The sequence below is a fragment of the Vibrio sp. RM-41-2B genome (assembly GCF_024744415.1).
Taxonomy (GTDB): Bacteria; Pseudomonadota; Gammaproteobacteria; order Enterobacterales; family Vibrionaceae; genus Vibrio; species Vibrio diabolicus.
Genome location: NZ_JAMQWD010000012.1, coordinates 37,418 through 55,173, shown reverse-complemented (window position 1 = coordinate 55,173; position 17,756 = coordinate 37,418). Strand labels below are relative to the sequence as shown.

20 protein-coding genes and 1 pseudogene are annotated in these 17,756 nt (G+C 40.4%); 7 read left to right on the top strand and 14 right to left on the bottom strand.

The window, feature by feature from the left end; translation table 11 throughout:
• Positions 1-108 precede the first annotated feature (108 nt).
• The 8 genes from NB463_RS09340 to NB463_RS09280 form a co-directional block, all read right to left on the bottom strand.
• Entirely contained in the window at positions 109-381 is a 273-nt protein-coding gene (locus NB463_RS09340; protein WP_258432009.1) for a PnuC protein, read from the bottom strand.
• 141 nt (positions 382-522) lie between these two features.
• Positions 523-852: a hypothetical protein gene (locus tag NB463_RS09330; RefSeq protein ID WP_258432008.1), complete on the bottom strand. Its 330-nt coding sequence runs from the start codon at positions 850-852 to the stop codon at positions 523-525.
• A 1-nt stretch (position 853) separates the two neighbouring features.
• Positions 854-1,321 (bottom strand): hypothetical protein, encoded by a 468-nt coding sequence (locus NB463_RS09325; protein WP_258432007.1) that lies wholly within the window; start codon positions 1,319-1,321, stop codon positions 854-856.
• A gap of 146 nt (positions 1,322-1,467) precedes the next feature.
• Positions 1,468-1,872 carry a hypothetical protein gene (locus tag NB463_RS09315; RefSeq protein WP_053809700.1) on the bottom strand — a complete coding sequence of 135 codons (405 nt, stop codon included), beginning with the start codon at positions 1,870-1,872 and terminating at the stop codon, positions 1,468-1,470.
• Between the two features lie 146 nt (positions 1,873-2,018).
• Positions 2,019-2,546, bottom strand: a complete 528-nt coding sequence (locus NB463_RS09305; protein WP_059678521.1) for a CbrC family protein — start codon at positions 2,544-2,546, stop codon at positions 2,019-2,021.
• A 111-nt stretch (positions 2,547-2,657) separates the two neighbouring features.
• Entirely contained in the window at positions 2,658-3,185 is a 528-nt protein-coding gene (locus tag NB463_RS09300) for a hypothetical protein (RefSeq protein WP_258432004.1), read from the bottom strand.
• Between the two features lie 136 nt (positions 3,186-3,321).
• A complete protein-coding gene (locus tag NB463_RS09290; RefSeq protein ID WP_258432002.1) occupies positions 3,322-3,600 on the bottom strand; it encodes a hypothetical protein in 279 nt (92 codons plus the stop codon).
• 761 nt (positions 3,601-4,361) lie between these two features.
• Positions 4,362-4,988 carry a hypothetical protein gene (locus NB463_RS09280; RefSeq protein WP_258432001.1) on the bottom strand — a complete coding sequence of 209 codons (627 nt, stop codon included), beginning with the start codon at positions 4,986-4,988 and terminating at the stop codon, positions 4,362-4,364.
• Between the two features lie 318 nt (positions 4,989-5,306).
• Here NB463_RS09280 and NB463_RS09270 point away from each other — a divergent pair, with 318 nt between their 5' ends.
• The 3 genes from NB463_RS09270 to NB463_RS09260 all read left to right on the top strand — a co-directional run bounded on the left by NB463_RS09270 (position 5,307) and on the right by NB463_RS09260 (position 8,429).
• The gene (locus tag NB463_RS09270) at positions 5,307-6,656 is read left to right on the top strand and encodes a tyrosine-type recombinase/integrase (protein WP_213897820.1); all 1,350 of its coding nucleotides are present in this window, start codon (positions 5,307-5,309) and stop codon (positions 6,654-6,656) included.
• 142 nt (positions 6,657-6,798) lie between these two features.
• Positions 6,799-7,641: a hypothetical protein gene (locus tag NB463_RS09265; protein ID WP_258432000.1), complete on the top strand. Its 843-nt coding sequence runs from the start codon at positions 6,799-6,801 to the stop codon at positions 7,639-7,641.
• A gap of 14 nt (positions 7,642-7,655) precedes the next feature.
• Positions 7,656-8,429, top strand: coding sequence for a hypothetical protein (locus tag NB463_RS09260; protein ID WP_258431999.1), 774 nt, complete (start codon positions 7,656-7,658; stop codon positions 8,427-8,429).
• A gap of 282 nt (positions 8,430-8,711) precedes the next feature.
• Here the strand turns inward: NB463_RS09260 and NB463_RS09255 are convergent, their stop codons facing one another.
• On the bottom strand, positions 8,712-9,575 hold the full coding sequence (locus NB463_RS09255; RefSeq protein WP_258431998.1) for a LysR family transcriptional regulator: 864 nt from the start codon (positions 9,573-9,575) through the stop codon (positions 8,712-8,714).
• A 110-nt stretch (positions 9,576-9,685) separates the two neighbouring features.
• On the opposite strand from NB463_RS09255, the gene NB463_RS09250 reads away from it, so the two are divergent.
• Entirely contained in the window at positions 9,686-10,060 is a 375-nt protein-coding gene (locus NB463_RS09250) for a YybH family protein (RefSeq protein ID WP_074189956.1), read from the top strand.
• Positions 10,061-11,015: 955 nt separating this feature from the next.
• Here the strand turns inward: NB463_RS09250 and NB463_RS09245 are convergent.
• Together NB463_RS09245 and NB463_RS09240 are read right to left on the bottom strand one after the other, a co-directional pair.
• Positions 11,016-11,996 (bottom strand): quinone oxidoreductase family protein, encoded by a 981-nt coding sequence (locus NB463_RS09245; protein WP_258431997.1) that lies wholly within the window; start codon positions 11,994-11,996, stop codon positions 11,016-11,018.
• Between the two features lie 45 nt (positions 11,997-12,041).
• Entirely contained in the window at positions 12,042-12,449 is a 408-nt protein-coding gene (locus NB463_RS09240) for a YybH family protein (protein WP_074189953.1), read from the bottom strand.
• Between the two features lie 192 nt (positions 12,450-12,641).
• Between NB463_RS09240 and NB463_RS09235 the strand changes: the two genes are divergently transcribed.
• The gene (locus NB463_RS09235; RefSeq protein ID WP_104970134.1) at positions 12,642-12,989 is read left to right on the top strand and encodes a winged helix-turn-helix transcriptional regulator; all 348 of its coding nucleotides are present in this window, start codon (positions 12,642-12,644) and stop codon (positions 12,987-12,989) included.
• Positions 12,990-13,161: 172 nt separating this feature from the next.
• On the opposite strand, the pseudogene NB463_RS09230 reads toward NB463_RS09235, so the two are convergent.
• The 3 genes and pseudogenes from NB463_RS09230 to NB463_RS09220 all read right to left on the bottom strand — a co-directional run bounded on the left by NB463_RS09230 (position 13,162) and on the right by NB463_RS09220 (position 15,696).
• Positions 13,162-13,698 (bottom strand): annotated as a pseudogene (locus NB463_RS09230) (integrase).
• A gap of 285 nt (positions 13,699-13,983) precedes the next feature.
• On the bottom strand, positions 13,984-14,880 hold the full coding sequence (locus NB463_RS09225; RefSeq protein ID WP_258431995.1) for a DMT family transporter: 897 nt from the start codon (positions 14,878-14,880) through the stop codon (positions 13,984-13,986).
• A gap of 102 nt (positions 14,881-14,982) precedes the next feature.
• On the bottom strand, positions 14,983-15,696 hold the full coding sequence (locus tag NB463_RS09220) for an AraC family transcriptional regulator (protein ID WP_258431994.1): 714 nt from the start codon (positions 15,694-15,696) through the stop codon (positions 14,983-14,985).
• A gap of 385 nt (positions 15,697-16,081) precedes the next feature.
• Here NB463_RS09220 and NB463_RS09215 point away from each other — a divergent pair, with 385 nt between their 5' ends.
• Positions 16,082-16,495: a S24 family peptidase gene (locus NB463_RS09215; protein ID WP_029838628.1), complete on the top strand. Its 414-nt coding sequence runs from the start codon at positions 16,082-16,084 to the stop codon at positions 16,493-16,495.
• Positions 16,495-17,751: a Y-family DNA polymerase gene (locus NB463_RS09210; RefSeq protein ID WP_258431993.1), complete on the top strand. Its 1,257-nt coding sequence runs from the start codon at positions 16,495-16,497 to the stop codon at positions 17,749-17,751. Before NB463_RS09215 ends, NB463_RS09210 begins: the two co-directional genes overlap by 1 nt.
• Positions 17,752-17,756: the final 5 nt, after the last annotated feature.

The following is a 17,756-nucleotide window of genomic DNA, read 5'->3' as shown; positions in this document are numbered from 1 at the left end:
AACGCAATACAAAAGCCGCCGCATACCACCTTAATCACTAAAACCAATGCATAGTAAAAATGCCACGCGTTGCGAATCCCTCTTGAACAGTTTGTTATGTGCGAACTTCTAGTTTGTAGATGACTGCTCAGCAACACTAAATTTAGGCTCTTTCTCTGTCGTCGACCATTTGATGATTGCTCTAAGGTTCATTGAGAAAAAGATGATATTTGCAATTATCATTGCCACACTGCCAGTAAGATAACCAACTGCTACCCAACTAGTGTTACCGCACATCATTAAAATGAACCCGATTTTGTTCTTATTTCCAATTTGCCAAATTGCAAGAAACGTAAGTACCATTGCAACCCAGTCGATTCCATAGTACTGAAAATATTCCATTTTTCCTCCAAGCACATAACGCCCTGTTAAGGTGTGAGCAACGCAATACCAAAGCTGCCGCATACCACCTTAAACACTAAACGCAACGCATAGTAAAAATGCCACGCGTTGCGAATCACTCTTAAACAGTTTGTTAGGGGTTTATGTGTACGAATACTGATTTTGCAGCTCTTCTAAACTAGTGACATGCAACTTAACTTTGACCTTAAAACGTTCTGAAAATTGCTTAAAACCATGTTCAAACATACCTTTCTCAAGATGAGGTGTATCCATAACAGCAACTACATGTAATACAAAATTCTTTGAGTCAAAACTATTAGCTGAGTGACTAGCTGCAATTTCAGCTCTTTCTAAAACTTTTGTTAAGCGAGAGAAATCGACCATTTTTGCCCTAAACAACTTAACCTCAACTGCATGAATTGTATCATTTGAAACACCAATAGCATCAAAGGGCTGACCATTAAATGTCACATCAGTCTTGAGTCTCAAGGCTTAAGCTGTTAACAGCAAGCTTTTCAGCTAGCGCTACCTCACCCATTAAAGTTCGTCGAGAATTGTTCTGAACAACTTTATTAGAATGGGGGTTCAGTTTAGATGTCTTATCCTTGGGTTTGTCAATTTCAGACTCAGCTTGAACTTCCTCCACTTCCTCTCTTAACTTCGCTTCTTGTTGCTCAACAGATGCCTTAGGAAATAAATTAACAAAGTGGTTTTCATCTTTATAATCAGAAGGCGCATATAGTACTTTATGATTGAAGTTCAGAGTCAAAAAGAAGATACAGACCAATAAAGTTGGAAATAACATTAAAAACCAAATATAGATTTCTTGGTTTTTAGGGTCAATAAACGGCAAAACTGTAGTCCCACTAATCTCTGCGATTGCTGCAAATATTGCAATTACTGTTAACGGTTTTTTTATATGCCCAATTTTTTCTACCACGTAATTCTCCGAATTTGAACTAAAACCCCTAACGCCTTGTTAAGGTGTGAGGCACGCAATACCGAAGCTTCCGCATACCACCTTAACCACTAAAACCAACGCATAGTAAAAATGCCACGCGTGCCGAATCACTCTTGAACAATTTGTTAGCCCTTTTTCAAAAGGTTAAGACTTGTATACGACAACCAAACCACCAAGATTGCCAGTAAGTTTAGAGAAACTGTTACTTCATTAACATTCACACTTATCGGTACTTCAATTCCAGAAGAAAAGGCTAAGGAAAAGTTAGGCGTTTCTATGCCTATCATCTGGATAAAATAAAGAGCGATCATTAACTTAAATACCCAAAGCTTCTTTTTTAACAACCCGTAAAAACTAGACAAGTTCAAGCTTAGCATCACTAAAACGATTGCAAATGCGAGAAAAAGACTCGAAGAGCTCAATTGATTAACTTGGGCAAGCAAGGTAAATAGTAGAAACAGAGTAACTGCAACAGATATACCCTGTAAAAACAGCAAAAACTTTGTCCTTTTTAAATGATTTTCAAACAATTTTATATTTTCTCCTTGAGGGCTAACGCCCTGTTAAGGTGTGAGCAACGCAATACAGATGCTCCCGCATACCACCTTAAACACTTAAACCAACGCATAGTAAAAATGCCACGCGTTGCGAATCACTCTTAAACAGTTTGTTAGCTTTACGCAAAGTCCAGCGAATAAGTAAATATGCCACATGATCTACACTTGAACTTGTAGATTGCTGGGTTTCCACCTTTTTCATAGTAAGTGACTATTTGATGCCACTCATTAATACCTATTAGCTGATCGTTTAGTAAAACCTCTAATTCAGCGTCTTTTACCTGTAATAGATCAGACTTCTCTGCATCTCCATGAAATTCACAAGCATCGCCACAGTGCGATAGCCACACTTCTTGCTGCCATGAAATATAGCTTGGAGTTCTCTCGCAAACTTCCTTCACCACAGACTTATCAAGTCTAGCTTTCATCAATGGATGTGGATCAGCAAACTCTCCGTCGAATTTCTTCGCCGCCGAGCCATCAGAAATACACCAGGGACAAATAGTTTCTATGTCATGCTCAGAGTAAATAGTAGAAGTTGCCCTGTAGCCACGACTGACACCACAACATTCACAATTTTCATCTGTAACTTCTAAAGCACCCGTTTTAATGGGATCTGGATGATACTTAAATGTTGGTAATTCCATTGTACCTCCGAGTAAAGCTAACGCCGCATTAAGGTGTGAGCGGCGCTTGGCTATACTTGAGCGAAGCGAAAGCGCCAAGCGTTGCGAATCACTCTTAAATGCTTTGTTATGTTAATTTTCACCAATAATATCAAATACTTCTTTCGAGCTTAGCTGTACTTCATTTCTTGGAGCTTGTTTGGCTAATGAACCGATCTTGTCATTGTAAGGTAATAGCCTTACTTGACCTTTGGGAGAGAAACAATTTTTACCAGAACGATAGAAGCTTTGCCCCGAGTACCCATTTGTATAACTTTCTACAACAATTCTCTTTTGCTTTGTATGTGCGGGAACTTTAACAGTTACGACTGCATAGGTATTTGTATGCCAACTTGTATCATGAACTAATAACTCCTGCCCCAAATAAGGTGGATTGTCTTCAAAGTATTCTTTGACGCTGTCAAAGCTCCAATGAAGAGAAGCTGCATTTCTATGTTTTCGAAACTCTTCTTGCTGCTTTTCACGACAATCACTGCATGTTCCATGAGAAACTTTAAAGTCACTGACCCTGATTGGGAAAGGCTTAGTCATTCTAGCTATGAACTTGGTGTGGCAATAAGAGCATGTTTTTCTCCACTCAACCACTGAATCATTTTTCAAGATGTATACTCCATTAACATAACGCCCTGTTAAGGGGTGAGCAACGCAATACAAGAGCCGCCGCATACCACCTTAAACACAAAAACCAACGCATAGTGAAAATGCCACGCGTTGCGAATCCCTCTTGAACAGTTTGTTAGGCGACATTTCTACGTTTAACTTCTTTCTCATACGAAGATTCGTTGTATAGCCAAATAGCCCCAAATGCGAAAAACATCCCGATCGTGTAAATTGAGTAATTAAGAGCATTATCCGATAAGAAAATCGTAATGCTTGCCGCATCAGAAGATGGATAAAGGAAAATAACATTAAAAATCATGTACAAAATGGCTGCGACGAAAGTTGTTCTGAAAAGCCAATTTAAACATCCTTTCTTTCGAGATTTTTGCCAATTATCAAATGCTTTACCATTCATTAATCCACTCCTTTTCTATTAACTGAAGCTAGATTCACGCCAAGATACTATCACTACTCTATCGTTTATCTCATGTCGCCTAACGCCTTGCTAAGGTGTGAGTAACGCAATACAAAAGCTACCGCACGGCGCCTTAATCACATAAGCCACCGCATAGTAAAAATGCCACGCGTTACGAATCACTCTTAAGCAATTTGTTAGTACATGCGCGACTTCTATTTATGCGCTCCAAGATATTGAAAAGTAGCATGATATGAAAGGCTTTGAACACTGAAGTGAGACGGGCAGCTACAAAACTTAAACTCGATTAAGAGACGAGAGTTGGCTAGAAGAAAAATGCACTGAACTGCCCTACTTTCACTTGCTTCAAATTAGGAAAGGATTCGATCCTCGGACCTCGACGGCAACACCAAAGAAAGACAATTCTGACGTAGCAAAAAACCACGAAAGAGAAGAAGCACCAAAGAAATAGGGTAAGAGTTAGAAACCGTAAACGGTGAAATCAAAGCAAACACTCCGCATATAGTGCCACCGGAAAGAACATGAAAGGCACTAACTGAAAGGTGTAAAGACGATCGCCAAAACAGATAAACACCAAAACTTATGACCTTTGATGTCAAACCCGTACTAACGCCGCGTTAAGGGGTGAACAACGCGATGCCACCCAACTTAAACCATTGTGCCATAAACACAAAAGCTAAACTTTGAACCAAAACTGCCAAGCGTTGAGAATCCCTCTTAAACGCTTTGTTATGTACGTACTAACTAGCAACACCAAGAGCTTTTCTAAATATATCAATTACTTCTCTTCTTGGCTCTCTACCTTTGTTGACAACATCATGAAATTCTTCTGGCATCAAAGATAGCTGATTGTAGTTTAGTTCAAGTACTCTATCGAAATACGGCTTATATGCACCTAATACCGACTCTATGAACTGATCATCAAAGTAAAGAGCTTTATTATGAAGAACTGAATTAATATATAAATATTTCTCACAGAATGCTTCTCCACGTGCTCTCATTGAATCATCTGCCACGACGGAATCTTGCTCTGCGTAAATACCATCATTAGCTTTACGTGTGTATGCCCACCAATGCAAAAGAAAATTTTGTAACTCGAACTCAGCTTCGAGCATCTGTTCGTATAGATCTTCGATGAGTTCAACTCTTTTATTGTGAAGATATGACTCATGTACATTTAACTTTGCGGTTTCTTTAGTCCACTGAGCCTTTAGGGATTCCAACTGTATGTTCAATTCATGAATGTTACTTTTCTCTAGCTTAGACAAGTGATGCGTAAACCATGATTTCATTAAGAAAGCAGCAATCCCAACCACCACAGAGGTAGAAAGCAACTGAGCTAATATATTATCGATAAAAATATCCAACCAATGACTCCTAGTACATAACGCCCTGTTAAGGGGTGAGCAACGCAATACCGAAGCTGCTGCAAACCGCCTTAAACACTAAAACCAACGCATAGTAAAAATGCCACGCGTTGCGAATCCCTCTTGAGAATTCCTAGACACGACTCATTAGGTCTCACTAACTCTCACGCAACCACCTAACCAATTGATTTAAAATAGAATAACACTCTTTCACAATCATTGTTTCTCACTACATCTCACAGCTCTAGTACCCCCTTGCGTACCCCTAAACCGATTGATAAGTTCAGGGGACACACACAAATAAAGGAGGGTAACAGCATGGCTGCTATCTATAAATTATCAGACACACAAATTAAAAAAGCAGAACCAAATGATAGAGAATACACACTATCGGATGGAGGAAACCTCTACTTAAGAGTACGTAATAATGGCTCAAAGAACTGGTTATTTATCTATACAGAATCTAACACCAAAAAACGCAAGAAAATCGGGCTTGGTTCATACCCTAACCTAACACTCGCCAAAGTCCGAAAAATAGCAGAAGAGCTTCGTACACAGATGGCAAATAACGTTGATCCAAAAATCTATCGTGATAAGCAAAAACTTGACCGAGCCATTGTCAGTGAGCGTACCTTTGAGTTGGTTGCCGAGCTTATGCTTGAACGAGACGAAGGAAAAGAGACGATCACTCGTAAAAAGTTACTTGAAGAAGCTCAGAAGGAAGCCGAAAAGAATGGTACAGGTTTTGGTGAAGAAGAAATCAAGCGTATTATGAATAAGGTGAGAACAAGTCATCGAAAGCGCTTGTTCTTCAAGCGTCATTTATACCCAAAGCTAGGCCACATACCTCTGAGCCTTATTACCACCACCGCCGTGATTGAAGTCATCAAACCGCTTCAAGCAAAAGGACAACTAGAAAACGTAAAACGCGCTTGTACTTTTGTTAACCAAATCATGTATTTTGCTATTAATAGAACCTACATCAAGAGTAACTGGTTAGCAAATATCAAAGATGAGTTTGTTAAGCCAAAGGTAACGCATATGCCTGCTGTCCCTCCTAATGAGTTAGCAGAGGTAATGGCTACCATGTCAAAACACAATATGAAATTAGTCACTCGCTGCGCGTTTGAAATGCAACTCCACACGATGACACGAGCGTTTGAACTCGCCGCGATGCGATGGTGTGACATTGACTTTAAGTTGAAGCTTTGGACGGTGCCTAACTTTTACACTAAAGGTGCGCGTGAGCATCTCGTTCCACTGAACGAATATACGCTCGGCTTGTTAGCCTTTATGAAGCCCATTTCAGGAGACCAGGCGCATGTATTCCCATCTGATAAACAGAACACTAAGTTTCCTCACATCAGCCCATACGCTGTTACGTCATCATTAAACCTCACCACGTTAAAAGGACGCTTAGTCAGTCATGGATTCCGAGGTATCGCAAGTACCTACCTCAACGAGAACACTAACTTCAAAGTAGATGCCATTGAAATGTGTCTTGCCCATTTAGATCCAAATACGACCCGTGCCTCATACAACAGTGCTTTGTATCTCAATGAGCGATATGAGATTCATCAGTGCTGGAGCGATTATATTGTCAAATCAACAGGTAAATACTATTCCATTGCGGGACAGTACCGTACCGAGTGTAGACGGAGCGCGTAATAACCCACCTCTACCTGAGGTATTACTGCTGAGCCTAAACAGTTTAGCTCCAATTCATTAACTCACCGTCACTTATGACCCCCTCAACTAGTTTAGGGTGCAGCTTTCTGCATCCTAAATTCAGTAAATAAGGATTGTTTTAATGCCACATTCACACTTACCTCAAACTCACTTAAGCCAATTAGAAGTGAAGTCCATCAGCGAACCCCCACACTTTGGTGAAATGCAAGCACTGCGCCGTATACGTCGAAAAGGCCGCCAAACCGTCACTCATCAAACTGAAAACATCGGAATAAAGCAACACCGTCAGCTTAGCGCCCATCATATCTCCACCAATCAGCATGGCATTTATCAAGTCAAAATCACACCGCCATTATTATTAAGAATCTCAGGTCACACTAGGTCTCATTATTTTGTGGCACTGAAAACAGATGAACTACAGTATGCAATAAGCAGAGCGAAAGCAGTGCGCTTGCAAGCTAAGTGCTTCTTCAAAAACATCCCTCATGACCTTCCCGACTCTCCGTCATTGAGTCAGCAATTATTAGTGCAAATCCATTTAATGGCTAAACATTTTCCTGTGCTTCGTGCTTACAAACACAAACCGTCAACAGACGATTTCCCAACCTTGCCCCCTCTAGACTTGATCAATGCAGAAGAGGACATTCGTTTTCCATACCTCAATTGGTTAAGTGAATTAATGGAAGAGCGTGCTCAGTCAGGGATGCCTAGATTCAGACTCAATCAGATTACAGATTACCTTCATCATTTTTTACGCTTCGTTGACGACAACCACTCCAGCAGCAATGAAAGGTTATACATACAGACGCGAGACATTCGTCAATATCGTAAGACACTTCGCCAATCGAACATATGCCACAAAGAGCAAAAACAACGTATTGACGCCATTCGTTTTTACTTCCGCTGGCTGATCTATAGAGGTTATTACACTACCCCAAGCCTGACACGTCCCCTTTTCTCTTAATTAGGAGTTTAACCATGATGATGACTAACCCCATACGCCTTAGCGTAATTTCAGCACTAGATGAAGGCCTGGCTTACTCCCATTCCGACTACTTTGCGCCGCTTCTGATGCAAGGTATTAGTGCCGTGGATATCGGTCTAATTGAGCTGGTCACCACGATATTACGCACTGAACCGTATCTCAATGAAGCCGACCTGCTCAAACGTGGTGTGAGCCAAAAACAAATCCAACGGACGTTGGGTGGTTTTGACAACTTCAAGCAACTGTTGAAGATTGATGATTACTGTTTTAGTGATTTACTACGAGATAACAATTGGGATATTAGCAACGGCATTACGCTCTCGTACTTCCAATATCAGAAATTTTATCAAGATATACGACGAGATTACATTCAAGGGCATATTGCTGACATGCATCCCAACCTGTCGGTATTACTCAATGATGATTACCCTATTCATGCTATTCCTATAACCCGAAGCCATTATGCCACCGTTCCTGCTACGGACACCGAAGCAGCGGCGGTGAGTTTTGCTTTACTGTTTCGAGACTACGAGTTTATTGAGTATGACGAACCGAAATCACTCCTGACCTTACGAGCGCATCGCCGCGATAAAGCCGCAATTATCGAGGTACGTTGCCTGGCTTCTCAGTTTTGCCAGAACACCGCCGCTGGGATTTGTGTGGTGGATGATGCACAAGCAATGACCAAACTCAGAAATCAGAGAAAAATTCTTGATTTTAAAACCCTGATTGAGAGAAACACACGTAACACCACAATACCAACTTAGGTGCCTTGAACGCCTCAAACATCTTATTCGAATTAGAGATACAGCTTTCTTGCAAGAAAGCTGTTTAACTCTCTTTTGGACAAAAGTGAGTTAATGGATTTTCTAATTTAGCTATCATTGAATAACTTTTCGTATCCCAAAATGTCAAAGATCGTTGTTGTCAGCGGTGGTAGATTTGCGCGGACGTGGAACTGGACATTTTCTTTCAGAGTTTTGAACTCACTCGAAATACCTAGCTTGCATATAAATGCGCAATAAATAATATTCTCCTAGAGCAAATACTTAAACACCACTTCTTAATCGTTCTTCAAGAGCAGTGATACATAGCTGTACGGCTAATGGAGTGTTTTTATTGAATGGATTTAACGCATAAACGGGATTCTTAGGTAACATCATATCTGGTAATAGAGATACAACCTCTGGCTCAATCTGAGAGAAATAAAAGTCGGGAATGATACCGATACCAGCTCCTGATCTAATTAAAGCCAAACAACTGTGAAACGAGTTAGCGATACAGTCGGCCTCTTTCTCATAAATCATAGTTTTGCCCGTCTTTGACTTAAACTTGTGCCGAACGAACTTGCCTTGCCAGTGGTTAGCGATGTAGGGTTCCTTATCGATATCATCAAGTTTTATGTCTGGAATGCCACAGAAAACATCCCTGAACTCACCAATCCGTTTTTGCTTGAGATTGCTATCCTGCGAGCTACCGACTCTAATTGCCAGATCCACATCGTGCTTCATAAGATTTAGGGCTTGATCATCACTTATAAGCTCAGGTTTAAGCTTCGGATACCGCCTCATTAATTCTGCTACCACAGGTGTAACTAGTATCTCCATGAGTGCATTTGGAGCAGTTATACGTATGCGTCCCTTTGGTTCAACCTGAGATTCCTGAGCCTGTTCCCACGCTGAATTGGCAATGGAATTGATCTCTTTACAGTTTTGATAAAAGGCTTCTCCTGCTGCAGTTAGCGCCTGCCTTCTTGTAGTCCTTTTTATTAGCGTCAAACCTAGCTCTTGTTCAAGTATTTTCAAGTGTTGACTTACGACTGATTTGGAAAGGTCGAGCTTGAGCGCAGCAGCTGAAACAGAGCCTTCTTCAACTATGTAGGCAAAGATAGACATCTGCTTTAGTCTATTCATTTATTGTTCTCTTTAATTAAACAGTAATTTTCATTATCTCTGTTTTTCTTGGTAATTGATATGTTTAACCTAAAACTCGAAACGCTACGATATTAATTGAGGAGATTGTGATGTTAGAACGTGATGTATTAGCTGCTTGCAAGAAGGGCATTGAGGATTGGAAAAAGGCATTCAATACACAGGATGCTAAAGGATGTGCAGATCAATATACTCAAGCCTGCACAATGCATGCCCGACCATTTGGTACTTTTGAAGGTAAGGATGCCATTCAAGCATTCTGGCAAGATATTATGGATAAGGGGTTCAGAGACATAATCTATACCGATGTCAAATGGGAGCCGTGTGGCGACGATGGTTATATTCTTTCTTCGAAATGGACAATGAATAATGTCTTTGGTGTTGTGCATCGAGAGCACTGGGTTGTTGAGAGTGACGGACATGCCCGATTGGTTCATGATGATTTTGAAGTCCAAGGTGAGCGTTAATAGTGAGAATTGCGGCACACCGCCTACTGATAAAAAATCCAGAGATCACTCTGGGTTTTTATCAGAACCGATTAGATATGTAGCGAAACTAAAGGACAGTCGCACTACTACCTGTCCTTTGACTCAGAATAAACCATGTTGGAATTGAGTTATCAAGCAGAAACCAATATGACCGTGTCTAGATAGACGGGCGCAATCGAAGGATATTGGAAATGTAACATCGTTGTAGATGGTTTAGATTCTACCCGTAGCAAGATTATCGAACATGGTCTTCTTATCGGGGAGTGCTTTGACGTTAAAGGGCTTGCCTACTTATGTCACCTGACTAACTATTATATTGAAATTATTCATAAAAGCCTCAAAAAATGCTCTCAAAGCTCCTAGTCGGATAGGTTCTGAATTTTTTAACCTTTCAACTCTTAAAATTAAGAATATTGAAAAAAGCATCAAGTTCTATACGTATTAGGATGAAGTTGTCCAACACATATCGTTCTGAGGAAAGTAAAGTGACTCTGTTCTTTCTAGTCTTTGAAAAGGATAGCGAAAGCATCCGTAAACCTTCAAATATCATTCAGGAAGAAAGTTTATGGTAATTTCCATATACGATATTAGAACTTCAGCGTTTAAGTAGAATGGAGTAAAACCTCAACTTCCATTACTGAATTGGCTCTGAGACAGAATTTTTGGAGTTAGAGTTGTATTGTGAACCAAAGGCGTTCACACATTTAGGCGGCGGATCCCCCACCTACAATGATATTTATGGTGTCAGTGAAATGTTCTGTCACTGACACCATCTCGTTAGAAAGTACCTACTGTGACGGCTCTGGAAAGAGTGAGATATAGCAGTAAAACTCTCTCATCAGTAAAAGATCACAAGTGCATTTGCTAATTCGATTCGAAATAGGAAGTGACTTGAAAATAGGCTCAGTCATTACTGAGCCATGCCTTACGATTTTCATTCCACTTGAAGTAATAGTTTGCCTTGCGTTTGACCTTGTTCAAGCTCTTCATGAGCTAAAAATGCACAATCAAGTGGGTAATGACTATGAATGTGGATCTTTAATTCATTGTTTTGTATCAGCTCTTCAAGCTCTTTAATTGCTCGAATGTTGTCTTGCCTACAAACCGAGCCACCATTAAATACTTCAAATTTTATCGATTTCATGAATGCATTACTGATAGCTGATTCGAGCTGAGGCGCTTGATTACTTTGGGCAAAACCGTACCAAATGATGTGGCCGTTTTCAGCCAGTAACTCGATATCTCTTGCAATCGTATCTCCGCCAGTGGCATTAAAGATCAGATCTAACCCTTCAGGAAATTGTTTAAAAATGGTTTTATTAAGTCCATGATTTTTATAATTTAGTACGACATCTGAGCCCAATTCCTTCACGAAACTATATTTATCATCAGAACCTATGAAGCCAATAACCGTATAACCTTGTTTTTTTAGAAGTTGTACTAATACACTACCGACACTGCCTGCTGCACCATGTACCAACGCAATTTTATTTTGAGCATGATTCACTCTGTATGTTAACAACATTGCTGTTCGAGCGGACATAGCAATACTACTAGCAATATCTTTTTGAAGTGTTACTGGGACAGCGACTTCCCAAGATTGTGTGCTTTGTGTATCGATGATCACATATTCAGCGTATGTTTGGTTTCCAGCAAAGGCAACCAGCTCACCAACTTGAAAGTTTTTAACGTCATTGCCTACCAACTCTACAATGCCAGAGCCTTCCATTCCTAGAGTAAATGGTGGAGTAGGGAGCCCTGGGAAAGCACCTTTTCGGATGTATGTGTCAGCGTAGTTTATGCCACTAAATGCCACCTTAATTAGAATTTGTGTTGAAGTAATGGTTGGTTTTTCTACTTCACTAGTAACTAGGTTTTCGATGCCACCAAATGCTTTTAATTGCACTGCTTTCATAAGTTGTTACCTATTTTATTTGTTTAAATTCGCCTAATTTCTAAACTAAAATCCGTTGGGGTTATCTATAATGTAAACCCAGCCACCATCCACATAGCGCATAACTTCAAGAGCTGTTCCTGTCATAGTATTTGATATCTCCCACTCCGAGCGAATCATGGCAACGTCATTATTAATGTGGATAGATACACTTTTTGTCACCATTTCCACATCACCTTGCATGAATGTTTTTAATACCTCTTTTATTTCGTCATGACCTTTAGCTTGATTGCCCTCTTTATCGAGGACGAGTACTGCATCTTTATCAAAGAGAGTGCTCAAACCTTCTAAATCGTGCTGGGCAAAATACTGTCCAAAAAGAGCGTGAAGCTCTCCAGGTGTTTGAGGCTTGATATATTCCGCAGCTTGTAGGCCAAATGAGAAAATAGGGAGAAAAAGTAAAATAAATCGCATAATTAGTCCTTGATTATTACTGCGCCAATGTAAACCCAATTGGTGCGTTGTTGATTTGATAACAATAATGAACTTGGTTACTAATTAAAATTAGCTACTAAAAAGTAACTAGTTACACAAAGGTAACTAATGGTTTGTGGTAAACTTGAACATTAGACTGATCACTAATGCATAAGAGCAGTATGGATTATTATGAAAGTGACAAAAAAGGTAGTGAATCATCAAGTACAGCCCGATGACTACTGTAGCGTGGATAAGTATTTAACTTTGATATCCACGAAGTGGACAGCTCATATCGTTTGGCTTTTGGGTCAAAGTGATGAAATGCGTTTTGGACAAATTCGCAAACAGTTAGCGTTGGTTTCAAGTAAAGTGCTCACAGAACGTTTGAAGCTGCTTCAACAGTATGGCTTTGTATGGCGTAGGCAAGAAGATACTATACCAGTGACCGTAAACTATGGCTTAACACATAAAGGAAAAGAGTTTGCACAAATAGTTAATTTTATTGTGCAAAAAGCGGACGACTGGGATTCGAGGTAATTAGGGTTTGTGTGGCACAAACTCTAAAATTAAAACTAGAATTATTGATGATAAATAGGTTCTGATGAATCATCTATAAAAAATTTGCACCTCAAATCTTCCTACTTATTGTTCTATGAGTTAACAGGCATTGAGAGTTTGTTTTCGCTAGTCGTAAGAGCACAGGCTTCTCTTAACAGTCCGTTTCAGTATTATCTAGCTTTAAGTGTCCAAGTAGGAGCTGTACCCCTTATGTTTTTCATTCTGGCATAGTTCAGAATACCTCTAATACGAAGCATGGAATGAATACCATAATAGCCCGCATTCAGCCTCAACTTTACAGCCCAGTTCCTGATAATCGTAGGATAAAACGAATAACTGATGACTTGGTCTTTACGGCGACAGCTTGGAAATTTGCCTCTAGGTGTGCTGAGTAAACTCACCGACTAATACTCTGCTGCGTTCTCGGAGTAATCTCATAGTGTACATCGGTACCTGTTTTTTGCTGGATGTATTGAACCCTCTCATAGATCACTCCTGCCGAAGAAACATCATATACGTGCATCTTTCGTAGATCACTCGCCCTCAACTCGCTATCAATGGCTAAGTTCAATAGTGCAAGCTGTATTAGGTTACTTTCAAGCTCTAGACTAGTTCTGATTCGCCAAATCTCTTCTAACTTGAATAATCTTTTAATGCCGCTGCACTTTCCCGAAGAGAACTTTTTCATATTCACATCCTCTAAATGTTGTTGGTCAACATGAAGTTTGGCAGTCACATTTGTAGTGGGCAGGATCGGCTGAAACATAGGTGGACATAAATGAGCTACCGAGGTTGCTCATTTAGTAATATACGAATAATTATAGGTATTGGAAAATCGCTTGGAGGGGGCCATTTCCTAGTGTGACTTTATATATTCATAATCGAACAGCTTTGTTAGCAGTCATCAGCCTAGTTGCTTAACATAGGAAACAACTAGACACGATAATATCTATACCTGTTGGTTCGTAGGTGGCTATCTACCTTTCACTTGAATCAACAAACAAATTAGGATTAAACCGATGCCACTCCATCCAAGCATTGGTATCGACTCGCCAACCACCACCACTGCCAAAGCTGCTGCTACAACAGGTTCAAAAAGTGTAATTAAACTTGCACTACTGGCGGTTACAAACCTTAGGCCAAATCCATAAGCAATATAACCCAACCCCATTGGAATCAACGCCATATAGCCAACTACCAGAATATTGGTTGTTGATGCAAAAAGATTATCTCCAGTAACCAAAAGTGTTGGGAGCAAAATTAACGAACCAAAACCAAAAATACTGCCTAAAGCCGATTGGGATTGGACACCCTGTTCAATCAGTGTCTTAGCAATCCACGAATAGACGGCATAACACAAACCCGCAATAAAACCTAACAAGATGCCATACAGTCTCAAGCTATTAACTGTATGGGTTGCAGGTGACTCAGAGAAAACCAACAACATGATGCCTGCAATTCCGACAGAGAAGCTTAGCAACCATTTTTTCGTTATTCTTTTACCTTTGCTAAATAGACACTCAAGTATGGCCGCAAAAAACGGTGCTGTGGCAATAGAAATTACGGTACCAATTGCGACACCAGCCAGCCTCATCGAGGAATAAAATGCTAATGGATAGGCAGCCAAAGCGATTGCGCTAATCGCTAATTTTCTCTTGTGAATCAGAATCTTTTTGCAGTCATTTAGCAATTGTTTGCGAGATAGTGCGGCTTGAAAAAGCCCACCAACACCCATTGAAAAAGCGCCTATTGCTAGAGAGCTAATATCTGGAGCTAAACTAGCGACTGTACCTGTAGTACCCCATAAGACTGAGGCAAACAGTATCGAGAAAATGCCAAGCTGATAGGAAGTATAGCGACTGTACAACATAATTATATCTACCGAAAAACTCATAACAAGGCAGAGATTTTAGGCGATTAATTACATCATGTTTTTGCTAAAAGGACGCAATAGTTGTTTAAATAGACGAACTCAAGAGCGCGCGAACTCCCTTGGAGACATTCCATAGTGGGCGGAAAAGCGTCGGCTAAAAGCTGAAAGGTCGCTGTATCCTACTCGCTCAGCTACCCACTGCACAGGTAAGTCAGTATGGGTTAGCAGTGCCTTAGCCTTCTCCATACGTTGCTCAGTGATGTATTTGAGTACACTCACCCCTATGTTTTCTTTGAAGATCTTCTTGAACTGAGTTGGACTAAGATACGCAATCTTAGCAAGCGACTGAATGGTAAGAGGCTCGGCTAACCGTTCACTGATCACCACCTGCACTGCTCGAATCCGTGGATCGTTAGTTCGAGACAACTCTTGCTGTCCCAGCAACAAGGTGAAGATACTTACCATAGATGCTTCAATTGCACTATCCACCTGATATTCAAGTTGCTTTTCAACAAAGTGAATGAAGCTCAATAGAGGGGGAGAGATCGAAAAAACAGCGAGTTCCTCACTGAGCAAATGAGAAGGCAGTTCATCAAGATCGGCTACAATGAATCGTGCTGCTTCATCAGCATTAAATCCATGTGCTACACCTTTTGGGATCACCACACATTCACCGACACTCACCTTACCCAAGAAACCATCCATATCAATATGAATATTACCTTGAATAGGCAGTACCAGTTGATGATAGCTATCGTGAACATGGCGACTAAAGCGCTTTGTGTAACTGCGAATACTTAAACTAGTTTTCATATCAACAACAAGTTAGCAAAAGACAATAACAGGTATTTCCAGCAACTTTCACTCATTACAAAAATTAGGTCAAGCAGATGGCTCACGTAGCTCACAATGGGGCATAAATGCTTCAGCCAGACTCGCAGTATCAAAACTCTACAATAGCAATCGACGACTAACCCGAAGCGTAAAGAAAGTCCCTTTACACCCTACCCTCTTTTCAAGCATTTTTATCGGTGTATGTATATGAAATTGGCGAATTATGCACGATAGGTAGCCCTACTGCCGACCCGATACATCCTAAACACTTAGTAGGATAAGTGCGTTATTTTCTCTCTAATGCCCTTGACGATCAAACTGTTTAGCCCCAAAATAACTGTATATACGTACAGCCATCTTTATTATGAAAGTTATCCCTATCTTAGCAAGCGCTGGTATTACAGGCTTTGAAAGCCCTGCTGCTGAATACAGACAACTGGGAATGAGCCTTGATGAACTGCTAGTTGAGCATCCAAGTGCTACATTCATCGGACAAGCAATGGGGGAATCTATGCAAGAGATTGGCATTTTTGATGGTGACTTGTTGATTGTAGATCGTCACGTTGCCGTCCAAAACCTTGATGTAATCGTGGCCAATTATAATGGTGAGTTCGTTTGTAAAATGCTAGATATGACACGTCGATCACTCTTATCTGCAAATAAAGCAATGATGCCTATCTGTATTCATGCTCAAGATACATTTTCGATTGAAGGTGTAGTGATTCGATCTATCCGTTGTCACCGCCCAAGCTATTTACTCTCATCTCGTAGAAAATAATGTTCGCCCTAGTTGATGCTAATTCCTTTTATTGTAGTGCTGAACAAGTTTTTAGACCCGAGTGGAGAGGTAAGCCCGTAATCGTTCTGTCGAATAATGATGGCTGTGTCGTTGCAGCTAATCGTCAGGCTAAAGAAGCAGGTATAGCAAAGTTTAAACCTTACTTTGAAGTCAAAGCATTGTGTGAGTTGAAAGGTGTAATTGCTCTATCATCTAATTATGAACTTTACGCAGATTTGTCGTCCAAAATGATGGATGTTATCGGGCGGTTTGCGCCTGAGCAATATGTATACTCCATTGATGAATCATTTCTTTCCTTTCATCGCTGCTTTCCTGCCATTAAAGACTTACGAGAACATGGCTCTTTAATCCGACGAGCCGTTTGGAAAGAGTGTCGATTACCAGTATGTATAGGTATGGGAACAACGCTAACCCTCGCCAAAATTGCCAATCATGCAGCTAAAAAAATTCAAGGCTGTAAGGGCGTTTGCGTTATCGACAATGAACATCAGCGTACCTCTATATTAAAGCAGCTAGAAGTTGGTGATGTATGGGGAGTGGGCAAAAAAATATCAACACGATTAAAACATATGGGGATTAACTCGGCTTATGATTTGTCTCAGTATGCCCCAGAACAAGCACGTCGGGAATTTTCAGTAGAAATTGAAAGAACCGTTCGTGAATTAAATGGTGTCGCTTGCAAGGGCTGGGACACAGCTAGAGCTGATAAAAAGCAGATTTACTCAACTCGTAGTGTTGGAACAAGAATCACCGACCTTGAACTACTGAAGCAAGCACTAAGTAAACACGCCGCTATAGCAGCACGTAAAGCACGAAATCAAAAGTCGCTGTGTAAAGCTATGCTCTGTTTTGCTTCCAACTCCCCATTTGATGATAAACCTCAGAGCTTCCGTATAGTTCATCATTTTGCATATCCAACTGCTGACTCAATGCAGTTGGTCAAAATTGCTACGAAGGCAGCAACACAATTGTTCAAACCAGGTGTACGTTATTACAAAATTGGCATCGGTTTGATCGATCTAGTTAATGGGCAGCACGAACAATTAGATCTGTTAAATCAAACTCCGAGTAATGATAACTTAATGAAAGTGTTTGATAGTCTTAATAATCGGTATGGCACTGATACGCTTTTTGTTGGTTCCCAAGGCATAGAGCAGAAATGGAGCATGCGGAGAGAAATGCTTACTCCGCAATATACAACCAACTGGCTAGATATACCTAAAGTAAGGTGTTAACAGTT